9 protein-coding genes and 1 pseudogene are annotated in these 24,712 nt (G+C 60.1%); 9 read left to right on the forward strand and 1 reads right to left on the reverse strand.

The window, feature by feature from the left end; genetic code table 11:
* Positions 1 to 8: 8 nt before the first annotated feature.
* Positions 9 to 1,346, reverse strand: a complete 1,338-nt coding sequence (locus LOY53_RS00770; protein WP_099452579.1) for a TolC family outer membrane protein — start codon at positions 1,344 to 1,346, stop codon at positions 9 to 11.
* 350 nt (positions 1,347 to 1,696) lie between these two features.
* Here LOY53_RS00770 and LOY53_RS26750 point away from each other — a divergent pair, with 350 nt between their 5' ends.
* The 9 genes and pseudogenes from LOY53_RS26750 to LOY53_RS00795 all read left to right on the forward strand — a co-directional run bounded on the left by LOY53_RS26750 (position 1,697) and on the right by LOY53_RS00795 (position 24,711).
* Entirely contained in the window at positions 1,697 to 11,863 is a 10,167-nt protein-coding gene (locus LOY53_RS26750) for a retention module-containing protein (protein WP_408981313.1), read from the forward strand.
* A complete protein-coding gene (locus LOY53_RS26755) occupies positions 11,838 to 13,292 on the forward strand; it encodes an immunoglobulin-like domain-containing protein (protein WP_408981314.1) in 1,455 nt (484 codons plus the stop codon). The genes LOY53_RS26750 and LOY53_RS26755 overlap by 26 nt, the downstream gene beginning before the upstream one ends.
* A 20-nt stretch (positions 13,293 to 13,312) precedes the next feature.
* A complete protein-coding gene (locus tag LOY53_RS26760; RefSeq protein WP_408981363.1) occupies positions 13,313 to 14,635 on the forward strand; it encodes an immunoglobulin-like domain-containing protein in 1,323 nt (440 codons plus the stop codon).
* Positions 14,636 to 14,655: 20 nt separating this feature from the next.
* Positions 14,656 to 14,766: pseudogene (locus LOY53_RS26765) on the forward strand (immunoglobulin-like domain-containing protein); the annotation flags it as partial.
* A gap of 48 nt (positions 14,767 to 14,814) precedes the next feature.
* A complete protein-coding gene (locus LOY53_RS26770) occupies positions 14,815 to 21,198 on the forward strand; it encodes an immunoglobulin-like domain-containing protein (protein WP_408981315.1) in 6,384 nt (2,127 codons plus the stop codon).
* Positions 21,199 to 21,361: 163 nt separating this feature from the next.
* A complete protein-coding gene (locus tag LOY53_RS00780; protein WP_027595105.1) occupies positions 21,362 to 21,703 on the forward strand; it encodes a hypothetical protein in 342 nt (113 codons plus the stop codon).
* 200 nt (positions 21,704 to 21,903) lie between these two features.
* Positions 21,904 to 22,803, forward strand: a complete 900-nt coding sequence (locus LOY53_RS00785) for a TauD/TfdA family dioxygenase (RefSeq protein WP_252826375.1) — start codon at positions 21,904 to 21,906, stop codon at positions 22,801 to 22,803.
* Positions 22,804 to 22,821: 18 nt separating this feature from the next.
* Positions 22,822 to 23,841 carry an ABC transporter substrate-binding protein gene (locus LOY53_RS00790; RefSeq protein WP_258703479.1) on the forward strand — a complete coding sequence of 340 codons (1,020 nt, stop codon included), beginning with the start codon at positions 22,822 to 22,824 and terminating at the stop codon, positions 23,839 to 23,841.
* Positions 23,842 to 23,847: 6 nt separating this feature from the next.
* Complete coding sequence (locus LOY53_RS00795) at positions 23,848 to 24,711, forward strand: ABC transporter ATP-binding protein (RefSeq protein ID WP_252826377.1); 864 nt, start codon at positions 23,848 to 23,850, stop codon at positions 24,709 to 24,711.
* The last annotated feature ends 1 nt before the right edge of the window (position 24,712 follow it).

Raw genomic sequence — 24,712 nt, forward strand, 5'->3', positions numbered from 1 at the left:
GGTGAGCCTCAGTTCAGGCCTGGCAGGCTCACCCTTGGTTTCAGATCGTTCTGCACAACGGTGGCCATCGGGGCAACGACACCCTGACTCTTGAGCAGTTGGCCAATGGTCGCCTTGATTCGATACTGAGTAAACAATTGTATGTTCTTCACTTCCACCAGGCGACGCTGGGCAGTGAAGGTTTCATTCTCGCTGTCGAGCAAGTCGAGCAGGGTTCGCTCGCCCAGGCTGAATTGCTGTTGGTAGGCGCTGCGCACACGGTTGCTGTGATCGACGTACTGCTGGGCGATCGGCAACTGGGCGTTGGCGTTCTCCTGAGCATTCCATGCCAGGCCCAACTCTTCATTGAGCTGACGCAAGGCATTGTTGCGGATATCCAGCGCCTGGTTGGACAGGTACGATTTGGACTCCAGGTCTGCCTTGTTGCTGCCGCCAGCATACAGGTTGAAGTTCATTCGCAGCATAGCCTGCCATTCGTTGTTATGGCCTGCTGTGCCATCGATATTGTTATCCGCCGTTCGTCCGAGTTCTGCATCGAAGCGTGGGTAGAAGGACGACTTTGCGGCCTCGTACTGTTTTTCTGCGGCGGCAACGTCCGATTCGGCCGAGCGCAGCACCGGGCTGCTTTCAACCAACTGTGTGCGGGCTTCCTCCAGCGTGGCGGGCAGCAGGTCGATGAACGGCGCCGGTGCGCTCAATTCATCGGGCATCTGGCCGACGACGCTGAGGTAATTGGTGCTGGCATCGGCCAGGTTGGTCTTCTCGGTGATCAAGTTGTTTTGCGCCTGCGCCAGTCGTGCCTCGGCCTGGTCCAGGTCAGCCAGGCGGCCGACGCCGCGGCTGGTGCGCAGTTTGATCTGATCCAGAATTCGTTCGTGGTTGCTCAGGTTGTCTTCGGCCAGGCGTACCATCTCGCGCCGCGACAGTACATCCAGATACACCTGGGCGACGTCGAGCGCGGTGCGCTCGGAGGTGCCCATCAGGGAGTAGGCCCGGGCGTTGGCGGTGGCTTGTTGACGGTCGACTTCGTTTGACGTGGCAAAACCGTCAAAAACCATTTGGCGAAGACGGATTGCTGACTCACCTCGGTTCAGTGTGTCCCAGCGGTTACCGGTGCTCGGGCTATCGGTACCCTCGCGCCCATAGCCCGCCGTTACATCGACCCTCGGCAAGTAGCCGCCCTTGGCCGCGCGCAGCTGGTAATCCGCGGCCACACGAGCATTCACGCCGGCTTGGATTTCCGGGTGTCGCTCAAGGGCTGTTTGCATGGCTTCGGGCAAGGATTGTGCTTGTACGAACGTGGCGGCTAGGGTGATGGGAAGAACGGTAAACAGTGACGCACGCATTTTTGGCGGGTTCCCGAAGGCGCAGTTGTCCTGAATCACGGTTGAAGGTTTTCAGGGCCTGGAAAATGGCACCTGATCTGACCGATGAGCGAACTTCCGACGGGCACTGGATTAGTACTAAAGGAAGGGGTGGCAAAGGTGCAAATATCAATGTGACATTACATTGCCGATTGTTTAGGATGGCGAGTATAAGGTCAATAGTTTGGCAGATAGTTAATTCCAAACAGTTATAGACGGAATTTTGACGTCAAAATCGTCAACACATCAATCGACACAGTTCCGCCTGAAGTGGCTTTCAAGAGCGCCGCTCTGGCAGGGAAGTACCCCAATCGGGTCACACGGAGAGTCCAATGAGCAGCGTTGTAGCCATCGTCAAAAGCATTGTCGGCCAGGTTATTGCGGTATCCCCAGAGGGCATCCGGCGTGTACTCATTGAAGGTGACCGCCTGTTGGCGGGTGAGGAAGTCCTCACCGGCCCAGGCGGCGCGGTAACCCTCGAGTTGGCCGACGGCCGTATGCTCGACCTGGGCCGTGACAGTCAGTGGAGCGCGGATGCGCCTTACAGCAGCGCCGACCTGAGCCAGGCCACTGCGCAGGCTGCACCGTCGGTTGAAGAGCTGCAGCAGGCGATCGCCGCAGGTGTCGACCCGACTACCGAGCTTGAAGCTACCGCAGCAGGCCCGGCAGCGGCAGGCGGTGGCGGTGCGCTGGGGGGTGGCCACAGCTTCGTCATGCTTGAGGAGACCGCAGGCCGGGTCGACCCGAGCATCGGCTTCCCGACTGGCCCGTTGGGCTTTGCCGCAGCGCTGGACAATGAAGACGTTGGCGCGGTGGACACCAGCAACAACAACCAGGCCATTCCGCCCACAACGGAGACCAACGTCTCCACCGCTCTTGTACTCAACGCCACCCCTTCCATCACCGAAGCGGGTGGCGTAATCGTTTACACCGCGACAGTTGGCCAGGCGCCGACGTCCAACCTGATCGTCACCCTGGCCAACGGCGCAGTGATCGTCATTCCGGCAGGGCAGACCAGCGGTAGCGTCAACGTCACCATCCCGGCCAATGACACGCCGTACATCGACGGTGGTCAGATTTCGACCACCGTAACCGGCACCACCGGTGGTAACGGTCTGATCGTGACCCTGCCGCAAACGCCGGCGGTTACGCAGATTACCGATACCATCGACACCACCACGGCGACCTTGACCGCCACCCCTTCGGTAACCGAAGGCGGTGTGATCACCTACACAGTGACCCTGAGCAACCCTGCTCAGACGCCGGTGACCGTGACCCTGTCCAATGGCCAGACGATCACCATTGAGCCTGGCAAGAGCCAGGGCAGCGTTGATTTTCAGACGCCGGCTAACGACGTCTACAACAATGGCTCGACCGTTAGCACCACCATCACCGGTGCTACTGGCGGCAACTTCGAGCAGCTGACGCCGAACCCTGCGCCGGCCGAGACCACGATCAATGATTCGGTGGACGTCACTACGGCGACCCTGACTTCCAATCCGTCGGTCACCGAAGGCGGTGTGATCACCTACACCGTGACCCTGAGCAACCCTGCCCAGACGCCGGTCACTGTTACCCTGTCGAACGGCCAGACCATCACCGTCGAGGCTGGCAAGACCCAGGGCAGCGTTGATTTCCAGACCCCGTCCAACGACGTCTACAACAACGGCTCGACCGTCAGCACCACCATCACCGGTGCCACTGGCGGTAACTTCGAGCAGTTGACGCCGAACCCGACCCCGGCTCAGACCACGATCAATGATTCGGTAGACGTCACTACCGCGACCCTGACTGCCAACCCGTCGGTGACCGAAGGTGGCTTGATCACCTACACCGTGACTTTGAGCAATCCTGCTCAGACGCCGGTCACCGTGACCCTGTCCAATGGCCAGACCATCACCGTTGAAGCCGGCAAGACCCAGGGCAGCGTTGATTTCCAGACCCCGGCCAATGACGTCTACAACAACGGCTCGACCGTTAGCACCACAATTACCGGCGCTACTGGCGGTAACTTCGAGCAACTGACGCCGAACCCGACCCCGGCTCAGACCACGATCAATGATTCGGTAGACGTCACTACTGCGACCCTGACGGCCAACCCTTCGGTGACCGAAGGCGGTGTGATCACCTACACCGTGACCCTGAGCAACCCTGCCCAGACTCCGGTAACCGTGACTCTGTCCAATGGCCAGACCATCACCGTTGAAGCTGGCAAAACCCAGGGCAGCGTTGATTTCCAGACCCCGGCCAATGACGTCTACAACAACGGCTCAACCGTAAGTGTCACGATCAAGGACGCTACTGGCGGTAACTTCGAGCAACTGACGCCGAACCCGACCCCGGCTCAGACCACGATCAATGATTCGGTAGACGTCACTACTGCGACCCTGACGGCCAACCCTTCGGTGACCGAAGGCGGTGTGATCACCTACACCGTGACCCTGAGCAACCCTGCCCAGACTACAGTCACCGTGACCCTGTCGAACGGCCAGACCATCACCGTCGAGGCCGGCAAGACCCAGGGCAGCGTTGATTTCCAAACCCCGGTCAACGATGTCTACAACAATGGCTCGACCGTTAGCACCACCATCACCGGTGCCACTGGCGGCAACTTCGAGCAGCTGACGCCGAACCCGACCCCGGCTCAGACCACGATCAATGATTCGGTAGACGTCACTACTGCGACCCTGACGGCCAACCCTTCGGTGACCGAAGGCGGCGTGATCACCTACACCGTGACCCTGAGCAACCCTGCCCAGACTCCGGTAACCGTGACTCTGTCCAATGGCCAGACCATCACCGTTGAAGCTGGCAAAACCCAGGGCAGCGTTGATTTCCAGACCCCGGCCAATGACGTCTACAACAACGGCTCAACCGTAAGTGTCACGATCAAGGACGCTACTGGCGGTAACTTCGAGCAACTGACGCCGAACCCGACCCCGGCTCAGACCACGATCAATGATTCGGTAGACGTCACTACTGCGACCCTGACGGCCAACCCTTCGGTGACCGAAGGCGGTGTGATCACCTACACCGTGACCCTGAGCAACCCTGCCCAGACTCCAGTCACCGTGACCCTGTCGAACGGCCAGACCATCACCGTCGAGGCCGGCAAGACCCAGGGCAGCGTTGATTTCCAAACCCCGGTCAACGATGTCTACAACAATGGCTCGACCGTTAGCACCACCATCACCGGTGCCACTGGCGGCAACTTCGAGCAGCTGACGCCGAACCCGACCCCGGCTCAGACCACGATCAATGATTCGGTAGACGTCACTACTGCGACCCTGACGGCCAACCCTTCGGTGACCGAAGGCGGCGTGATCACCTACACCGTGACCCTGAGCAACCCTGCCCAGACTCCGGTAACCGTGACTCTGTCCAATGGCCAGACCATCACCGTTGAAGCTGGCAAAACCCAGGGCAGCGTTGATTTCCAGACCCCGGCCAATGACGTCTACAACAACGGCTCAACCGTAAGTGTCACGATCAAGGACGCTACTGGCGGTAACTTCGAGCAACTGACGCCGAACCCGACCCCGGCTCAGACCACGATCAATGATTCGGTAGACGTCACTACTGCGACCCTTACGGCCAACCCTTCGGTGACCGAAGGTGGCGTGATCACCTACACCGTGACCCTGAGCAACCCTGCCCAGACTCCGGTAACCGTGACTCTGTCCAATGGCCAGACCATCACCGTTGAAGCTGGCAAGACCCAGGGCAGCGTTGATTTCCAGACCCCGGCCAATGACGTCTACAACAACGGCTCAACCGTAAGTGTCACGATCAAGGACGCTACTGGTGGCAACTTCGAGCAACTCACGCCGAACCCAACCCCAGCGTCCACTGTAATCAATGACAGTGTCGATACCGTAAACGTAAGCATCGTCAGTAACGGTAATGTCACTGAAGACCAGCAGCCATCCTTCACGATCAAAGTGAGCCAGGCGCTGGACCGTCCGCTCACTGTGACCCTGTCGAATGGCGAAACCGTCACCATCGAGGCCGGCAAGACCGAAGTCGAGTATAAGACCCCGGCTCAGGGCGATGACGTCATCAAGGACGCGGGTTCCGTGACGCTGAGCGTCACCGATGCCACTGTTTCGGGTGCAACCTTCGAGCATCTGGCCATCGGCGGCCCAGCTACCGTCGAGATTTCGGACACCATCAGCGAAGTTGTTGCAACCCTGACTGTCGACAAGGCGACTGTGGCGGAAGGCGGCCAGGTGACCTACACCGTCACGCTGACCAACGCGCAGGGGCTTTCGGTCACTCAGCACGGGGCACTGACCTTCACCCTGACCGACGGCACAAAAGTCACGATTCCGGCTGACAGTGCCTCTGGTACCGCGACCATCACGGTTAACGATGACGTGTACGTCGGCGGCCAGGCCGCTATTGCCAACAAGCTTGAGTCGGTTTCGGGTGCAGACAGCTTCGAGAAGCTGACTCTGGATGGTGAAACCGTCACTACTTCTGTGACGGACGAACCGGGTTCGGGTACTCCAGGTACCGGCAACCAGGGCGATTTGGTGCAGGTCACCATCACCGCTGACCAGGTTTCGGTTGCTGAGAACGTCAAGCCGACCTTCACCGTTCACATCAACACTGCCCTGGCTCACGACTTGGTCGTGACGCTGAGCAACAACGCTACTGTCACCATCAAAGCGGGTGAAACCAGCGCGCCGTACACCCACGAAGCGCAGGGCGACGACGTCTACAAAGACGCCGGTGAAATCAGCCTGGGTATCAAGTCGGCAGCAGACATCGATGGTCGGGCCTTCGAGAACCTGCAGTTGGGCGACGCGGCATCGGTCAAAGTTACCGATACCACTGACGACGTCATCGCCAAACTGACCGCCACCCCTTCGGTCACCGAAGGCGGCGAGATCACTTACACCGTCACCCTGACCAACAAAGACGGTCTGCCGATCGATAACCACGCGCCGTTATACTTCACCTTGAGTGACGGCAAAACGGTCATCACCGTCCCGGCCAACGGCACCACCGGTTCGATTACCGTAACTGCCCCGGACAACGTCTACACCGGTACTAACCCGCCGGTAGAGCAGAGCCTGCAATCGGTTAGCGGCGCTGATGCTTGGAAGTTCGAAAACCTGGTTCTGGACAAGACTCCAGTCAGCACCACTGTCACTGACGAGCCGGGTACCCCAGGCAACGAAGGCGATGTGGTCAAGGTCACCATTACCGCCGATCAAATCTCGGTGGCTGAAAACGTTAAACCGACCTTCACCGTCCATATCAACACTGCCCTGGCCCACGACCTGGTCGTGACCCTGAGCAACAACGCTACCGTCACCATCAAAGCGGGTGAAACCAGCGCGCCGTACACCCACGAAGCGCAGGGCGACGACGTCTACAAAGACGCCGGTGAAATCGAGCTGGGCATCAAGTCGGCAGCAGACATCGATGGCCGTGCCTTCGAGAACCTGCAGCTGGGCGACGCCGCTTCGGTCAAAGTGACCGATACTACTGACGATGTCATCGCCAAACTGACCGCCACCCCTTCGGTCACCGAAGGCGGCGAGATCACTTACACCGTCACCCTGACCAACAAAGACGGCTTGCCGATCGACAACCATGCGCCGTTGTATTTCACCCTGAGTGACGGCAAAACGGTCATCACCGTCCCGGCCAACGGCACCACCGGTTCGGTTACCGTGACTGCGCCGGACAACGTCTACACCGGCGCTAACCCGCCGGTAGAGCAGAGCCTGCAATCGGTTAGCGGCGCTGATGCTTGGAAGTTCGAGAACCTGGTTCTGGACAAGACTCCAGTCAGCACCACTGTGACTGACGAGCCGGGTACCCCTGGCAACGAAGGCGATGTGGTCAAGGTCACCATCACCGCTGACCAAGTCTCGGTGGCGGAAAACGTCAAACCGACCTTCACCGTTCACATCAACACTGCCCTGGCCCACGACCTGGTCGTGACGCTGAGCAACAATGCCACCGTCACCATCAAGGCTGGCGAAACCAGCGCGCCATACACTCACGACGCGCAGGGCGACGACGTCTACAAAGACGCCGGTGAAATCAGCCTGGGTATCAAGTCTGCCGTCGATGTTGACGGTCGTGCCTTCGAGAACCTGCAGTTGGGCGACGCGGCATCGGTCAAAGTCACTGACACCACTGACGACGTCATCGCCAAACTGACCGCCACCCCTTCGGTCACCGAAGGCGGCGAGATCACTTACACCGTCACCCTGACCAACAAAGACGGTCTGCCGATCGACAACCACGCGCCGTTGTATTTCACCCTGAGTGACGGCAAAACTGTCATCACCGTACCGGCCAACGGCACCACCGGTTCGATTATCGTGACCGCGCCGGACAACGTCTACACCGGCGCTAACCCACCGGTAGAGCAGAGCCTGCAGGCAGTCAGCGGCGCTGACGCCTGGAAGTTCGAGAACCTGGTTCTGGACAAGACGCCGGTCAGCACCACTGTTACTGACGAGCCAGGCACGCCGGGCAACGAAGGCGACCTGGTCAAGGTCACCATCACCGCCGACCAGGTTTCGGTTGCTGAGAACGTCAAACCGACCTTCACCGTTCACATCAACACTGCCCTGGCTCACGATCTGGTCGTGACCCTGAGCAACAACGCTACCGTCACCATCAAAGCGGGCGAAACCAGCGCGCCATACACCCACGAAGCACAGGGCGACGACGTTTACAAAGACGCCGGCGAAATTTCCCTGGGTATCAAGTCTGCCGTCGATGTTGACGGCCGTGCCTTCGAAAACCTGCAGCTGGGCGATGCGGCTTCGGTCAAAGTCACCGACACCACGGATGACGTGGTGGCCAAGCTGACTGCCACGCCTTCGGTTACCGAAGGCGGTGCGATCACTTACACCATCACCCTGACCAACAAAGATGGCTTACCGATCGATAAGCACTCGGCGCTGACCTTCACCCTGAGTGATGGCACCACCGTCATTACCGTGCCGGCCAACAGCACCACTGGTTTCACCACGGTGACTGCCCCGGACAACGTCTACGTCGGTACCAACGACCCAGTGATCAAATCGATCGCTTCTGTTGATGGCGCGGATGTCGGCAAGTTCGAGAACCTGGTTCTGGACAAAACCCCGGTCAGCACCGCTGTCACCGACGAACCAGGCACGCCGGGCAACGAAGGCGACGTGGTCAAGGTCACCATCACGGCTGACCAGGTATCGGTCGCCGAGAACGTGAAGCCGACCTTCACCGTTCACATCAACACCGCGCTGGCCCACGACCTGGTCGTGACGCTGAGCAACAATGCCACCGTCACCATCAAGGCTGGCGAAACCAGCGCGCCGTACACCCGCGAAGCGCAGGGCGACGACGTCTACAAAGACGCCGGCGAAATCAGCCTGGGTATCAAGTCTGCCGTCGATGTTGACGGTCGTGCCTTCGAAAATCTGCAGCTGGGCGACGCGGCATCGGTCAAAGTGACCGATACCACTGACGATGTCATCGCCAAACTGACCGCCACCCCTTCGGTCACCGAAGGCGGCGAGATCACTTACACCGTCACCCTGACCAACAAAGACGGTCTGCCGATCGACAACCATGCACCGTTGTACTTCACCTTGAGTGACGGCAAGACGGTGATCACCGTACCAGCCAACGGCACCACCGGTTCGGTCACCGTGACCGCGCCGGACAACGTCTACACCGGCGCTAACCCACCGGTCGAGCAGAGCCTGCAGGCGGTCAGCGGCGCTGACGCCTGGAAGTTCGAGAACCTGGTTCTGGATAAGACTCCAGTCAGCACCACTGTCACTGACGAGCCGGGTACCCCTGGCAACGAAGGCGATGTGGTCAAGGTCACCATCACCGCTGACCAAGTCTCGGTGGCGGAAAACGTCAAACCGACCTTCACCGTTCACATCAACACTGCCCTGGCCCACGACCTGGTCGTGACGCTGAGCAACAATGCCACCGTCACCATCAAGGCTGGCGAAACCAGCGCGCCATACACTCACGACGCGCAGGGCGACGACGTTTACAAAGACGCTGGCGAAATTTCCCTGGGTATCAAGTCTGCCGTCGATGTTGACGGCCGTGCCTTCGAAAACCTGCAGCTGGGCGATGCGGCTTCGGTCAAAGTCACCGACACCACGGATGACGTGGTGGCCAAGCTGACTGCCACGCCTTCGGTCACCGAAGGCGGCGAGATCACTTACACCGTCACCCTGACCAACAAAGACGGTCTGCCGATCGATAACCATGCACCGTTGTACTTCACCTTGAGTGACGGTAAAACGGTCATCACCGTACCAGCCAACGGCACCACCGGTTCGGTTACCGTGACTGCGCCGGACAACGTCTACACCGGCACTAACCCGCCGGTAGAGCAGAGCCTGCAATCGGTTAGCGGCGCTGATGCTTGGAAGTTCGAAAACCTGGTTCTGGACAAGACTCCAGTCAGCACCACTGTCACTGACGAGCCGGGTACCCCAGGCAACGAAGGTGATGTGGTCAAGATCACCATTACCGCCGATCAAATCTCGGTGGCTGAAAACGTTAAACCGACCTTCACCGTCCATATCAACACTGCCCTGGCCCACGACCTGGTCGTGACCCTGAGCAACAACGCTACCGTCACTATCAAAGCCGGTGAAACCAGCGCGCCATACACTCACGACGCGCAGGGCGACGACGTCTACAAAGATGCCGGTGAAATCTCTCTAGGTATCAAGTCTGCCGTCGATGTTGACGGTCGTGCCTTCGAAAATCTGCAGCTGGGCGACGCGGCGTCGGTCAAAGTGACCGATACCACTGACGATGTCATCGCCAAACTGACCGCCACCCCTTCGGTCACCGAAGGCGGCGAGATCACTTACACCGTCACCCTGACCAACAAAGACGGTCTGCCGATCGACAACCACGCGCCGTTGTATTTCACCCTGAGTGACGGCAAAACGGTCATCACCGTACCGGCCAACGGCACCACCGGTTCGATTACCGTGACCGCGCCGGACAACGTCTACACCGGCGCTAACCCACCGGTCGAGCAGAGCCTGCAGGCGGTCAGCGGCGCTGACGCCTGGAAGTTCGAGAACCTGGTTCTGGATAAGACTCCAGTCAGCACCACTGTCACTGACGAGCCGGGTACCCCTGGCAACGAAGGCGATGTGGTCAAGGTCACCATCACCGCTGACCAAGTCTCGGTGGCGGAAAACGTCAAACCGACCTTCACCGTTCACATCAACACTGCCCTGGCCCACGACCTGGTCGTGACGCTGAGCAACAACGCGGTTGTGACCATCAAGGCTGGCGAAACCAGCGCGCCATACACTCACGACGCGCAGGGCGACGACGTCTACAAAGATGCCGGTGAAATCTCTCTAGGTATCAAGTCTGCCGTCGATGTTGACGGTCGTGCCTTCGAAAATCTGCAGCTGGGCGACGCGGCATCGGTCAAAGTTACCGATACCACTGACGATGTCATCGCCAAACTGACCGCCACCCCTTCGGTCACTGAAGGCGGCGAGATCACCTACACCGTCACCCTGACCAACAAAGACGGTCTGCCGATCGACAACCACGCGCCGTTGTATTTCACCCTGAGTGACGGCAAAACGGTCATCACCGTTCCGGCCAACGGCACCACCGGTTCGATTACCGTAACTGCCCCGGACAACGTCTACACCGGCACTAACCCACCGGTCGAGCAGAGCCTGCAGGCGGTCAGCGGCGCTGACGCCTGGAAGTTCGAGAACCTGGTTCTGGACAAGACCCCGGTCAGCACCACTGTGACTGACGAGCCAGGAACGCCGGGCAACGAAGGCGACGTGGTCAAGGTCACCATTACCGCCGACCAGGTTTCGGTTGCTGAGAACGTCAAACCGACCTTCACCGTTCACATCAACACTGCCCTGGCTCACGACTTGGTCGTGACGCTGAGCAACAACGCTACTGTCACCATCAAAGCGGGTGAAACCAGCGCGCCGTACACCCACGAAGCGCAGGGCGACGACGTCTACAAAGACGCCGGCGAAATCAGCCTGGGTATCAAGTCTGCCGTCGATGTTGACGGTCGTGCCTTCGAAAATCTGCAGCTGGGCGACGCGGCATCGGTCAAAGTTACCGATACCACTGACGATGTCATCGCCAAACTGACCGCCACCCCTTCGGTCACTGAAGGCGGCGAGATCACCTACACCGTCACCCTGACCAACAAAGACGGTCTGCCGATCGACAACCACGCGCCGTTGTATTTCACCCTGAGTGACGGCAAAACGGTCATCACCGTACCGGCCAACGGCACCACCGGTTCGGTTACCGTGACTGCGCCGGACAACGTCTACACCGGCGCTAACCCGCCGGTAGAGCAGAGCCTGCAATCGGTTAGCGGCGCTGATGCTTGGAAGTTCGAGAACCTGGTTCTGGACAAGACTCCAGTCAGCACCACTGTGACTGACGAGCCGGGTACCCCAGGCAACGAAGGCGACTGTGGTCAAGGTCACCATCACCGCTGATCAGGTTTCGGTGGCGGAAAACGTCAAACCGACGTTCACCGTTCACATCAACACTGCCCTGGCTCACGACCTGGTCGTGACCCTGAGCAACAACGCTACCGTCACCATCAAGGCTGGCGAAACCAGCGCGCCTTACACCCACGAAGCGCAAGGCGATGACGTCTACAAAGACGCCGGCGAAATCGAGCTGGGCATCAAGTCGGCAGCAGACATCGATGGCCGTGCCTTCGAGAACCTGCAGCTGGGCGATGCGGCCTCGGTCAAAGTCACCGACACCACCGACGATGTCGTGGCCAAGCTGACCGCCACCCCTTCGGTCACCGAAGGCGGTGCAATCACTTACACCATTACGCTGACCAACAAAGATGGCTTGCCGATTGATAAACACTCGGCGCTGACCTTCACGCTGAGCGACGGCACCACCGTCATCACGGTCCCGGCCAACAGCACCACTGGTTTCACCACCGTGACTGCTCCGGATAACGTCTACGTCGGTACCAACGACGCGGTGATAAAGTCGATCGCGACCGTCGATGGCGCCGATGTTGGCAAGTTCGAGAACTTGGTTCTGGACAAGACGCCGGTCAGCACTGCTGTCACCGATGAGCCTGGCTCGGGTACTCCGGGGACCGGCAACGAAGGCGACTTGGTTAAAGTCACCATTACTGCTGACCAGGTATCGGTGGCGGAGAACGTCAAGCCAACCTTCACCGTTCACATCAACACTGCGCTGGCTCACGACCTGGTCGTGACCCTGAGCAACAACGCGGTTGTGACTATCAAGGCCGGCGAAACCAGCGCGCCGTACACCCACGAAGCGCAGGGCGATGACGTCTACAAAGACGCTGGCGAAATCGAGCTGGGCATCAAGTCCGCCGTCGATGTTGACGGTCGTGCCTTCGAGAACCTGCAGCTGGGTGACGCCGCTTCGGTCAAAGTCACCGACACCACCGATGACGTGGTGGCCAAGCTGACCGCGACGCCTTCGGTGACCGAAGGTGGTGCGATCACCTACACCATTACGCTGACCAACAAAGACGGTCTGCCGATTGATAAGCACTCGGCACTCACCTTCACCTTGAGCGACGGCACCACCGTCATCACCGTGCCGGCCAACAGCACTACCGGTTTCACCACGGTGACTGCTCCGGACAACGTTTACGTTGGTACCAACGACGCGGTGATCAAATCGATCGCCACCGTCGACGGTGCCGATGTCGGCAAGTTCGAGAACCTGGTTCTGGACAAGACGCCGGTCAGCACTGCTGTTACCGACGAGCCAGGCTCGGGTACTCCAGGCGCTGGCAACGAAGGTGATCTGGTCAAAGTCACCATCACGGCTGACCAGGTATCGGTCGCCGAGAACGTGAAGCCGACCTTCACCGTCCACATCAACACCGCGCTGGCTCACGACCTAGTCGTGACCTGAGCAACAACGCTACCGTCACCATCAAAGCTGGCGAAACCAGCGCGCCTTACACCCACGAAGCGCAAGGCGATGACGTCTACAAAGACGCCGGTGAAATCGAGTTGGGCGTGAAGTCGGCAGCAGACATCGATGGCCGTGCCTTCGAAAACCTGCAGCTGGGCGACGCGGCGTCGGTCAAAGTGACTGACACCACCGACGATGTCGTGGCCAAGCTGACTGCCACCCCTTCGGTTACCGAAGGTGGTGCGATCACTTACACCATCACCCTGACCAACAAAGACGGTCTGCCGATCGACAAGCATTCGGCGCTGACCTTCACCTTGAGTGACGGCACCACCGTCATCACGGTTCCGGCCAACAGCACCACCGGCTTCACCACCGTGACTGCTCCGGATAACGTCTACGTCGGTACCAACGACGCGGTGATAAAGTCGATCGCGTCCGTCGATGGCGCCGATGTTGGCAAGTTCGAGAACCTGGTTCTGGACAAGACGCCGGTCAGCACTGCTGTTACCGACGAGCCAGGCTCGGGTACTCCAGGCGCTGGCAACGAAGGTGATCTGGTCAAAGTCACCATCACGGCTGACCAGGTATCGGTCGCCGAGAACGTGAAGCCGACCTTCACCGTTCACATCAATACCGCGCTGGCTCACGACCTGGTCGTGACGCTGAGCAACAACGCTACCGTCACCATCAAAGCTGGCGAAACCAGCGCGCCGTACACCCACGAAGCGCAGGGTGACGACGTCTACAAAGACGCCGGTGAAATCGAGTTGGGCGTGAAGTCGGCAGCAGACATCGATGGCCGTGCCTTCGAGAATCTGCAGCTGGGCGACGCGGCGTCGGTCAAAGTGACTGACACCACCGACGATGTCGTGGCCAAGCTGACTGCCACCCCTTCGGTTACCGAAGGTGGTGCAATCACCTACACCATCACCCTGACCAACAAAGACGGTCTGCCGATCGACAAGCATTCGGCGCTGACCTTCACCCTGAGCGATGGCACCACCGTCATTACTGTGCCGGCCAACAGCACCAGCGGTTTCACCACCGTGACTGCTCCGGACAACGTCTACGTCGGTACCAACGACGCGGTGATCAAATCGATCGCCACCGTCGACGGCGCCGATGTTGGCAAGTTCGAAAACCTGGTTCTGGACAAGACCCCAGTCAGCACCGCTGTCACCGACGAGCCAGGCTCGGGTACTCCAGGCGCTGGCAACGAAGGTGATCTGGTCAAAGTCACCATCACGGCTGATCAGGTATCGGTCGCCGAGAACGTGAAGCCGACCTTCACCGTGCACATCAACACCGCGCTGGCTCACGACCTGGTCGTGACCTGAGCAACAACGCTACCGTCACCATCAAGGCTGGCGAAACCAGCGCGCCGTACACCCACGAAGCGCAGGGCGACGACGTCTACAAAGACGCCGGTGAAATCGAGCTGGGCGTCAAGTCGGCAGCAGACATCGATGGCCGTGCCTTCGAGAACCTGCAGCTGGGCGACGCGGCGTCGGTCAAAGTGACTGACACCACCGACGATGTCGTGGCCAAGCTGACTGCCACCCCTTCGGTTACCGAAGGTGGTGCGATCACTTACACCATCACCCTGACCAACAAAGACGGTCTGCCGATCGACAAGCATTCGGCGCTGACCTTCACCCTGAGCGATGGCACCACCGTCATTACTGTGCCGGCCAACAGCACCAGCGGTTTCACCACCGTGACTGCCCCGGACAACGTTTACGTTGGTACCAATGACGCGGTGATCAAATCGATCGCCACCGTCGACGGCGCCGATGTTGGCAAGTTCGAGAACCTGGTTCTGGACAAGACCCCGGTCAGCACTGCTGTCACCGACGAGCCAGGCTCGGGTACTCCAGGCACCGGCAACGAAGGCGACTTGGTCAAAGTCACCATCACTGCCGATCAGGTTTCGGTGGCTGAGAACGTCAAACCGACCTTCACCGTGCACATCAACACCGCCCTGGCTCACGACCTGGTCGTGACGCTGAGCAACAACGCGGTTGTGACTATCAAGGCCGGCGAAACCAGCGCGCCGTACACCCACGAAGCGCAGGGTGACGACGTCTACAAAGACGCCGGTGAAATCGAGTTGGGCGTGAAGTCGGCAGCAGACATCGATGGCCGTGCCTTCGAGAACCTGCAGCTGGGCGACGCGGCGTCGGTCAAAGTCACCGACACCACCGACGATGTCGTGGCCAAGCTGACTGCCACCCCTTCGGTTACCGAAGGTGGTGCGATCACTTACACCATCACCCTGACCAACAAAGACGGTCTGCCGATCGACAAGCATTCGGCGCTGACCTTCACCCTGAGCGATGGCACCACCGTCATTACTGTGCCGGCCAACAGCACCAGCGGTTTCACCACCGTGACTGCGCCGGACAACGTCTACGTCGGTACCAACGACGCGGTGATCAAATCGATCGCCACCGTCGACGGCGCCGATGTTGGCAAGTTCGAAAACCTGGTTCTGGACAAGACGCCGGTTAGCACCGCTGTGACCGACGAACCCGGCGTAGGCACCCCAGGCAGCAACAACCAGGGCGACAAAGTCGAACTGAGCATCGTTGCCAACCAGACCTCGGTCTTCGAGAACGAGAAACCGACCTTCACCATCAGCATCAAAGAGGCCCTGGACCAGGACCTCACGGTGCAGCTGACCGAAGGCAAGTCGGTGGTGATCAAGAAGGGCGAAACCTCGGCCATCTTCACCCACGACGCGCAAGGCGAAGACGTATACGTCGATGCTGGCTCGCTGACCGTCAGCATCACCGGCACCAGCGTGCCGGATGGTCGCCAGTTCGAGAACCTGGTGGTCAGCAAGCCTTCGGCCTCGGTGGACATCAAGGACACCTCGAACGAAGTCATCGCCAAGCTCACTGCAACCGAGTCGGTCACCGAAGGCGGCTCGATCGTCTACACCGTGACCCTGACCAGCAAAGATGGCCTGCCAGTCAACAACCACGGCGCCCTGACCTTCACGCTGAGCGACGGCAAAACCGTCATCACCGTGCCGGCCAATGGCACCGTCGGTACGGCCACCGTCGCTGCGCCGGATAACGTCTACATCGGCCAGAGCTCGGTCAGCCAGACCCTGCAATCGGTAGGCGGCGCGGGCGCCAGCAAGTTCGAAAACCTGACCCTGGACAAGGCCCCGGCCACCACCACGGTCAACGACGAACCCGGCGTAGGCACCCCAGGCAGCAACAACCAGGGCGACAAAGTCGAACTGAGCATCGTTGCCAACCAGACCTCGGTCTTCGAGAACGAGAAACCGACCTTCACCATCAGCATCAAAGAGGCCCTGGACCAGGACCTCACGGTGCAGCTGACCGAAGGCAAGTCGGTGGTGATCAAGAAGGGCGAAACCTCGGCCATCTTCACCCACGACGCGCAAGGCGAAGACGTATACGTCGATGCTGGCTCGCTGACCGTCAGCATCACCGGCACCAGCGTGCCGGATGGCCGCCAGTTCGAGAACCTGGTGGTCAGCAAGCCTTCGGCTTCGGTGGACATCAAGGACACCTCGAACGAAGTCATCGCCAAGCTCACTGCAACCGAGTCGGTCACCGAAGGCGGCTCGATCGTCTACACCGTGACCCTGACCAGCAAAGATGGCCTGCCAGTCAACAACCACGGCGCCCTGACCTTCACGCTGAGCGACGGCAAAACCGTCATCACCGTGCCGGCCAATGGCACCGTCGGTACGGCCACCGTCGCTGCGCCGGATAACGTCTACATCGGCCAGAGCTCGGTCAGCCAGACCCTGCAATCGGTAGGCGGCGCGGGCGCCAGCAAGTTCGAAAACCTGACCCTGGACAAGGCCCCGGCCACCACCACGGTCAACGACGAACCCGGCGTAGGCACCCCAGGCAGCAACAACCAGGGCGACAAAGTCGAACTGAGCATCGTTGCCAACCAGACCTCGGTCTTCGAGAACGAGAAACCGACCTTCACCATCAGCATCAAAGAGGCCCTGGACCAGGACCTCACGGTGCAGCTGACCGAAGGCAAGTCGGTGGTGATCAAGAAGGGCGAAACCTCGGCCATCTTCACCCACGACGCGCAAGGCGAAGACGTATACGTCGATGCCGGTTCGCTGACCGTCAGCATCACCGGCACCAGCGTGCCGGATGGTCGCCAGTTCGAGAACCTGGTGGTCAGCAAGCCTTCGGCCTCGGTGGACATCAAGGACACCTCGAACGAAGTCATCGCCAAGCTGACCGCCACGCCTTCGGTAACCGAAGGCGGTGTGATCACCTACACCGTTACCCTGACCAGCAAAGATGGCCTGCCGATCAACAACCACGGCGCCCTGAGCTTCACGCTGAGCGACGGCAAAACCGTCATCAACGTGCCGGCCAACAGTGCAACAGGCTTCGTCAACGTGGCTGCGCCGGATGATGTCTATATCGGCCAGACCTCTGTCGGCCTGGCGCTGCAGTCTGTAGGCGGCGCGGGTGCCAGCAAGTTCGAGCAGCTGACCCTGGACAAAACCACGGCCACCACCGTGGTCAACGACGAGCCAGGTGTCGGCACCCCAGGCACTGGCAACCAGGGCGATGTGACCACCATCGGTATCACCGGCACCACCTCGTTGACCGAAGGTGAAACCGGCAAATACACCCTGACCCTGAGCAGCCCGGCTAAAACGGAAGTCACCGTTACCCTGACTTACAGCGGCACCGCTAACGGCCAGGACTACACTGCGGTCTCCACCGTGAAGATCCCGGCCAACAGCAGCAGCGTCACGTTCGATATCAAGACCATCGACGACAAGCTGGTTGAAAGTACCGAAAACATCATCGTGACCATCGGATCTGCCACCGGTGGCAACTTTGAAAACCTGCAGGTCGATAGCACCAAGGCGAGTGTCACCACCAACATCCTCGACAACGACCACCTGCCGGTTTCGACTGGCGGCGCGGTCAATGGCGTGGAAGACACCGACTACCTGTTCACCTGGAACGACTTCAAGGTCACCGATGCCGATGGCAACACCGGCCTGTTGGTGACCATCACCTCGCTGCCGGTCGACGGTAGCCTGAAGTTCTACAACGGCACCGCGTGGGTCGATGTGAAAGCGGGCCAGGTCGTCAGCCAGGCCGACATCACCAGCAATTACCTGAAGTTCGTGCCGAAGGCGAACGAGTCGGGCACCGACGGCTATGGTGGCTCGGGTGTCGGCAACAAACAGGCTGACTACGCGCAGTTCAAGTACAAGCCGAACGACGGCACCAACCTGGGCAGCGAAGTGACCATGAAGGTCGACATCAGCCCAGTGGCCGACAAACCAACCCTGACGATTGGCAGTACCGATGTCGTGTCCAAAGGCCTGACCAAGGAAATCTGGACCACCCTCAAAGGGCTGGGTACCGACGGCAACGGCATCACTGGCGATGCGCTGAAAACGGTCTTCGCCAACTCCGGCAGTGCTACCTCCAGCGCGACCACCACCAACGTGCAGTCCGATGGCAGCGTCACCGCTGGCACCGGTTCGAAAACGTCGGGCCTGCTGTTCCTGGAAGCCGGCAAGACCTACACCTTCAGCGGCATCGCCGATGACAGCCTGGTGGTCACCATTGGTGGCAAGACCGTGGTAACTGCGACCTGGGGCGCAGGTGGCCAGATTTCTGGCACCTTCACCCCAACGTCCAGCGGCTACTACCCGATCGAGGTTTACCACGCCAACCAATCAGGCCCTGGTAGCTATGACCTGAACATTCAGGCGGGCTCCGGTGCCGTGACCGACCTGAGCAGCAGCAACATCCCGATGTACCAGAACGTGACCGAGATGGCCAACGCTGGCCTGGGCGTGTCCGACCTGCACACCGTCAATGGCCAGAGCTACTACGACGGCTACAAGCTCAACGAAGGGCCGGAAGGTGGCTCGGTCAAGCTGGTCGGTATCAGCACCGGCCTGACCGACACCGATGGTTCCGAAACCTTGAGCGTGACCCTCAGCGGCATTCCGAAAGGGACTGTGCTGAGCGATGGCGCGGGCCACACCGTGACTGTCGGCGGTACGCCGGTGGACGTAACAGGCTGGAAACTCAGCGGCCTGACCCTGACCCCGCCGACCTACTACAAAGGCACGTTCGACATCACCGTCACCTCCACGGCCACCGAAAGCCTCGGCGGTTCGGACAGCATCACCGGCAAGATTCCGGTCACTGTCTACGGCGCCACCTACAAGGCAACGGTGGGCACCTCGGGCGATGACACCATCAATGGCAGCGAAGGCAACGACATCATCGTCGCCGATGTGGCTGGCCTGAACGTGGTGGCGGGCAAGAACTACAACATTGCCTTCATGGTCGACAGCTCGGGCAGTATGAGCACCCAGTCCGTCGCTGCGGCCAAGGCGCAGTTGGCATCGGTGTTCCAGACGCTGAAAGCCAGCCTGGGCGCTGATACTTCGGGGACGGTGAATATCTTCATCGCCGACTTCGATACCCAGGTAAACAAGAACGTGGCGGTCAATCTTGCCGATACCGACGCACTGACCAAGCTTCAGGCGGTGCTGGACTCGATGGTGGGTGGTTCAAGCTACGGCGGTGGTACCAACTATGAGGATGTGTTCAAAACCACGGCCAACTTCTTCAAGAGCACCATGGCTACCGGTAACAGCGGTGCAGAGAACCTGACCTACTTCATCACCGACGGTAAGCCGACCTATTACCAGACCAATGAAACGACCAACTACCGCCTGTGGAGCGGCGGCAAGTACCTGGATGACGTAGTCAACGTCAACAACTACAAGGTGGGTGAAACCTTCAGTGTCTGGGCCGACGCAACGCACAAAGTTGAGATCAACAGCGAAGGCAGCCTCAAAGTGCTGACCTACACAGAAAACCGTTGGGGCAACCTGGTGCTTGATTCCACCCGCACGATCGGGACGATTCATGCTCAAGGGGATGGCACCTACGAGTTCTCCGGCCTGGGCGGTACCGGTTATGCCGATTCCTGGAACTACGCGGACTCGGCGAGCAACACCTCTGCCAGCTTCGCCCTCTTGGGTGGGACTAACGGTGTAAGCAAGGTTCAGGCAATTGGTTTGAACAGCGATGTCAGCCTGACTGACCTGAAGCCATACGACAGCGCCGGCAAGCCGCAGGCCAATATTGACCCATCCAACCTGGCCAGCGCGATCCTCGGGCATTCCGAGGCGACCCTGCCAGGCGCCGACAAGGTCGATGGTGGCAACGGCAACGACATCATCTTCGGTGACCTGATCACCCTCAACGGTGTCGTCAGCGAGGGCTACCAAGCCCTGCAGGCGTACGTTGCGCAGAAGAGCGGTGTCGAGGCCAGTGCCATCACCACCAACAATGTCCACCAGTACATCACCGAGCACTACACCGAGTTCGATATCTCCGGTGCCAACGACGGCAAGGATTTCCTGTCGGGCGGCAATGGCAACGACATCCTCTTCGGCCAAGGTGGCGATGACACGCTCGATGGTGGCAAAGGTAACGACATCCTGTTGGGCGGTACCGGCAAGGACATCCTGATCGGTGGCCAAGGCGATGACATCCTGATCGGCGGTAGTGGTGCAGACACCTTCGTGTGGAAGTCGGGCGATGTCGGCAACGACGTGATCAAGGACTTCAAAGTGGCCGAGGGTGACCGTATCGATCTGAAGGATCTGCTTCAGTTCGAGAAGGGCAGCACCATCGACAACTACCTGAAGATCACCACGGTGGACGGCACCTCGACGCTGCAGGTCAGCAGCGAGGGCAAGCTCAACGCCACCGGTGGCTTGGCCAACGCCGATGTGACGATCAAGCTGGAAGGGGTCAACTGGTCCAATACCTCGATCAACTCGTTGATCAGCGGTGGCGACCCGACCATCCGTATCGATAACAAAGACAGCTGATGCCCAGCCCACCCGGGCGGTCGAGAAGACCGCCCGGGTGGGTGCCGGCTCTTTCCTGCCTTCCCCTGACAGCGCATACTCGTGCGCCGGGCCTGCGTGCCCGGGAATCTTTGCCTATGCTGCTGTCTACCAACAAGGAACCAACGTGACGAGGGACACCGCCATGTTCTACGTGCAACGCAACGCTAGCGGCCAGTTGCTGCGGGTAGAAGCAGCCTCTTTTGACGAATTCACCGAAATACTCCCTGCTGACCATGCCGACGTTCAGGAATGGTTTGCCGACGACGAAGTGGAAAACAGCCTCAAAGAGCTCAAGCAAAGTGATCTGGACATGATTCGCGTGCTTGAAGACTTGATCGATGTGCTGACCGCCAAGGGTGTGTTCAGCATCACCGACCTGCCGGCCGGGGCGCAGGCCAAGCTGCTTAACCGTTCCAAGGCGCGCAAGGCGCTGGGCAGCCTGAACAACCTGATCGATGAAGAAGAGCAGGGCGGGTTGATCTGACCGCGGATCAGCCCCGATCTACAGTGATATGGTTATTCATTAAAGATATTTAAAATATCTTTCTTATGACTTTATAGTTGCTCCCACTGCGTACCCGTCGACCAATCGATGCGCCGCACGACTTGAACCCACACGGGAAATCCCCGTGCGTTTCTGATCGTTGCGCGCCTTTGACGTCGCGCACTGCGTGGGAGTGAACCATGTCCGCCGCCTCGAACGCCTTGTCGTCCATCGACAGCGCCCAGCCGCAAAGCTTTGAAATCCGCCCGTTCTCCGGTGCCGTCGGTGCCGAGATTATCGGCCTGGACCTGACCCGACCGGTCAACGCCGAGGATTTCACCCAAATTCATCGCGCCCACCTCGATCACCATGTACTGGTGTTCCGCGACCAGCGCATCACCCCGGAGCAACAGATCAGCTTCAGCCGCCGTTTCGGCGAGCTGCAGATTCATGTGCTCAAGCAGTTCCTGCTGACCGGGCACCCCGAAATCCTGATCGTTTCCAACATTGTCGAAGACGGTCGCAACGTCGGCCTGGGCGATGCTGGCAAGTTCTGGCATTCGGACCTGTCGTATAAAGAGCTCCCCAGCCTGGGTTCGATGCTGCATGCCCAGGAGCTGCCCAGCGAGGGCGGCGATACGCTGTTCGCCGATATGCACAAAGCCTGGGACGCCGTGCCCGAAGCCCTGCGCAAGGTAATCGCCGGCCGCGACGCGGCCCATTCCTACACGGCCCGGTATGCCGAGACCAAGTTCGAAGGCAACTGGCGCCCGACCCTCAGCGCCGAGCAGTTGGCCCAGGTGCAGGAAGTGATCCACCCGGTGGTACGCACCCACCCGGAAAACGGCCGCAAGGCGCTGTTCGTCAGCGAAGGCTTCACCACCCGCATCGTCGGCCTGCCGGACGACGAAAGCCGCGACGTGCTGCAGCAGCTGTATGCCCTGAGCGTGCTCGAGCAGAACATCTACCGCCATCAGTGGCAGCCCCACGACCTGGTGTTCTGGGACAACCGTTCGCTGATCCACCTCGCCACCGGTTGCCCCGCGCACCTGCGGCGCAAGCTCTATCGCACCACCATCCAGGGCGATGCCCCGTTCTGACGACTGAGGAAACACACCATGCGTAAATCCATCAGCCGCCTGGCGGCAAGCATTGGCCTGGGCGCGAGCCTGGTCGTCGGCAGCCTGGCGGCCCCCGCCGTGGCCCAGGCCGAAGGCAAAATCCGCATCGCGGAACAATTCGGCATCGTCTACTTGTTGCTGAACGTGGTGCGTGACCAGCACTTGATCGAAAAACACGGTAAAGAACAGGGCGTCGACATTGATGTCGACTGGGCCCAGCTCTCGGGTGGCGCGGCCATCAACGACGCGCTGTTGTCCGGCTCGGTGGATATCGCCGGCGCTGGCGTTGGCCCGCTGCTGACCGTTTGGGACCGCACAAAAGGCCGGCAGAACGTCAAGGCGGTCGCCTCGCTTGGCAACTTCCCGTACTACCTGGTCAGCAGCAACCCGAATGTGAAGACCATCGCTGACATCTCCGAGAAAGACCGCATCGCCGTGCCAGCCGTGGGCGTCTCCGTGCAGTCGCGCTTCCTGCAGTACGCCGCCGCCCAGCAGTGGGGCGACAAGGAATACAACCGCCTCGACAAGTACACCCTGGCCGTACCGCACCCCGATGCCACGGCCGCGCTGATCGCCGGTGGCACCGAACTGAACGGGCACTTCTCCAACCCGCCGTTCCAGGACCAGGCGTTGGCCAACAAGGACGTGCACGTTGTGCTCAACAGCTACGACCTGCTTGGCCCCAACTCGCCGACCCTGTTGTTCGCCACTGAAAAATTCCGCAAGGACAACCCCAAGACCTACAAAGCCTTCGTCGACGCGCTGGCCGAGGCCGCAGACTTCGCCCAGAAGGACAAGGCGGCCGCCGCTGACACGTACATCCGCGTGACCAAGGCCAAGATCGACCGCGATGTGCTGATCAAGCTGATCGACAACCCGCAGTACGAGTTCACGGTAACGCCGAAGAACACCTACAAACTGGCGGATTTCCTATATCGGGTCGGCGCCATCAAGCACAAGCCGGAGTCGTGGAAGGATTACTTCTTCCAGGATGAACGCCCGTTGCAAGGGAGCTGATCGATCATGACCGCCCCATTGCCAGGCCACGCGGCCAGCAACCTGAGCCGTGTCGCCACGCCATCGCTGCTCTCGGTGGATAACCTCAGCCTCGAATACCGCACCGCGCAACGCGTGGTGCGGGCCACCCACCAGGTCAGCTTCGAAGTCGACCGCGCCGACCGTTTTGTCTTGCTGGGGCCTTCGGGCTGCGGCAAGTCCACCTTGCTCAAGGCCGTGGCCGGGTTCATCGAGCCCCAGGAAGGGCAGATTCTGCTGCAGGGTCAGCCCGTCAAAGGCCCCGGCCCTGACCGCATCGTGGTGTTTCAAGAGTTCGACCAGTTGCCACCCTGGAAGACGGTAAAGCAGAACGTCATGTTCCCTTTGCTGGTATCGGGCCAGCTCAAGCGTGCCGAGGCCGAGCAGCGGGCACTGCACTACCTGGACAAAGTCGGCCTGGCCGCCTTTGCCGATGCCTACCCACACACCCTTTCTGGCGGCATGAAGGCGCGCGTGGCGATTGCCCGGGCCTTGGCCACCCAGCCGAAGATCCTGCTGATGGACGAGCCGTTCGCCGCGCTTGACGCGCTGACCCGGCGCAAGATGCAGGAAGAGCTACTGCTGCTGTGGGAAGAGGTGCGCTTTACCCTGCTGTTCGTGACCCACTCCATTGAAGAAGCGCTGGTGGTCGGCAACCGCATCTTGCTGCTGTCGCCACACCCAGGGCGGGTACGGGCCGAGGTGCATAGCCATCAGTACGACCTTGGCAGCCTGGGCGCCGCCGATTTCCAGGCCAGTGCCCGGCGTATCCATCGTCTGTTGTTCGATGAGGCGGACACGCCCGAGCAGGCCGACGACCTTGGCTTCAACGATATCCGTATCGCCTACTGAC

Source organism: Pseudomonas sp. B21-031, from assembly GCF_024748985.1.
Classification (GTDB): Bacteria; Pseudomonadota; Gammaproteobacteria; order Pseudomonadales; family Pseudomonadaceae; genus Aquipseudomonas; species Aquipseudomonas kermanshahensis.

Bases quoted from the DNA above. Each gene is read 5' to 3' on its own strand.
- LOY53_RS00785 (WP_252826375.1), top strand. From the start codon at position 21,904: ATGTCCGCCGCCTCGAACGCCTTGTCGTCCATCGACAGCGCCCAGCCG.
- LOY53_RS00795 (WP_252826377.1), top strand. From the start codon at position 23,848: ATGACCGCCCCATTGCCAGGCCACGCGGCCAGCAACCTGAGCCGTGTC.
- LOY53_RS00770 (WP_099452579.1), bottom strand. From the start codon at position 1,346: ATGCGTGCGTCACTGTTTACCGTTCTTCCCATCACCCTAGCCGCCACG.
- LOY53_RS00790 (WP_258703479.1), top strand. From the start codon at position 22,822: ATGCGTAAATCCATCAGCCGCCTGGCGGCAAGCATTGGCCTGGGCGCG.
- LOY53_RS00780 (WP_027595105.1), top strand. From the start codon at position 21,362: ATGTTCTACGTGCAACGCAACGCTAGCGGCCAGTTGCTGCGGGTAGAA.
- LOY53_RS26750 (WP_408981313.1), top strand. From the start codon at position 1,697: ATGAGCAGCGTTGTAGCCATCGTCAAAAGCATTGTCGGCCAGGTTATT.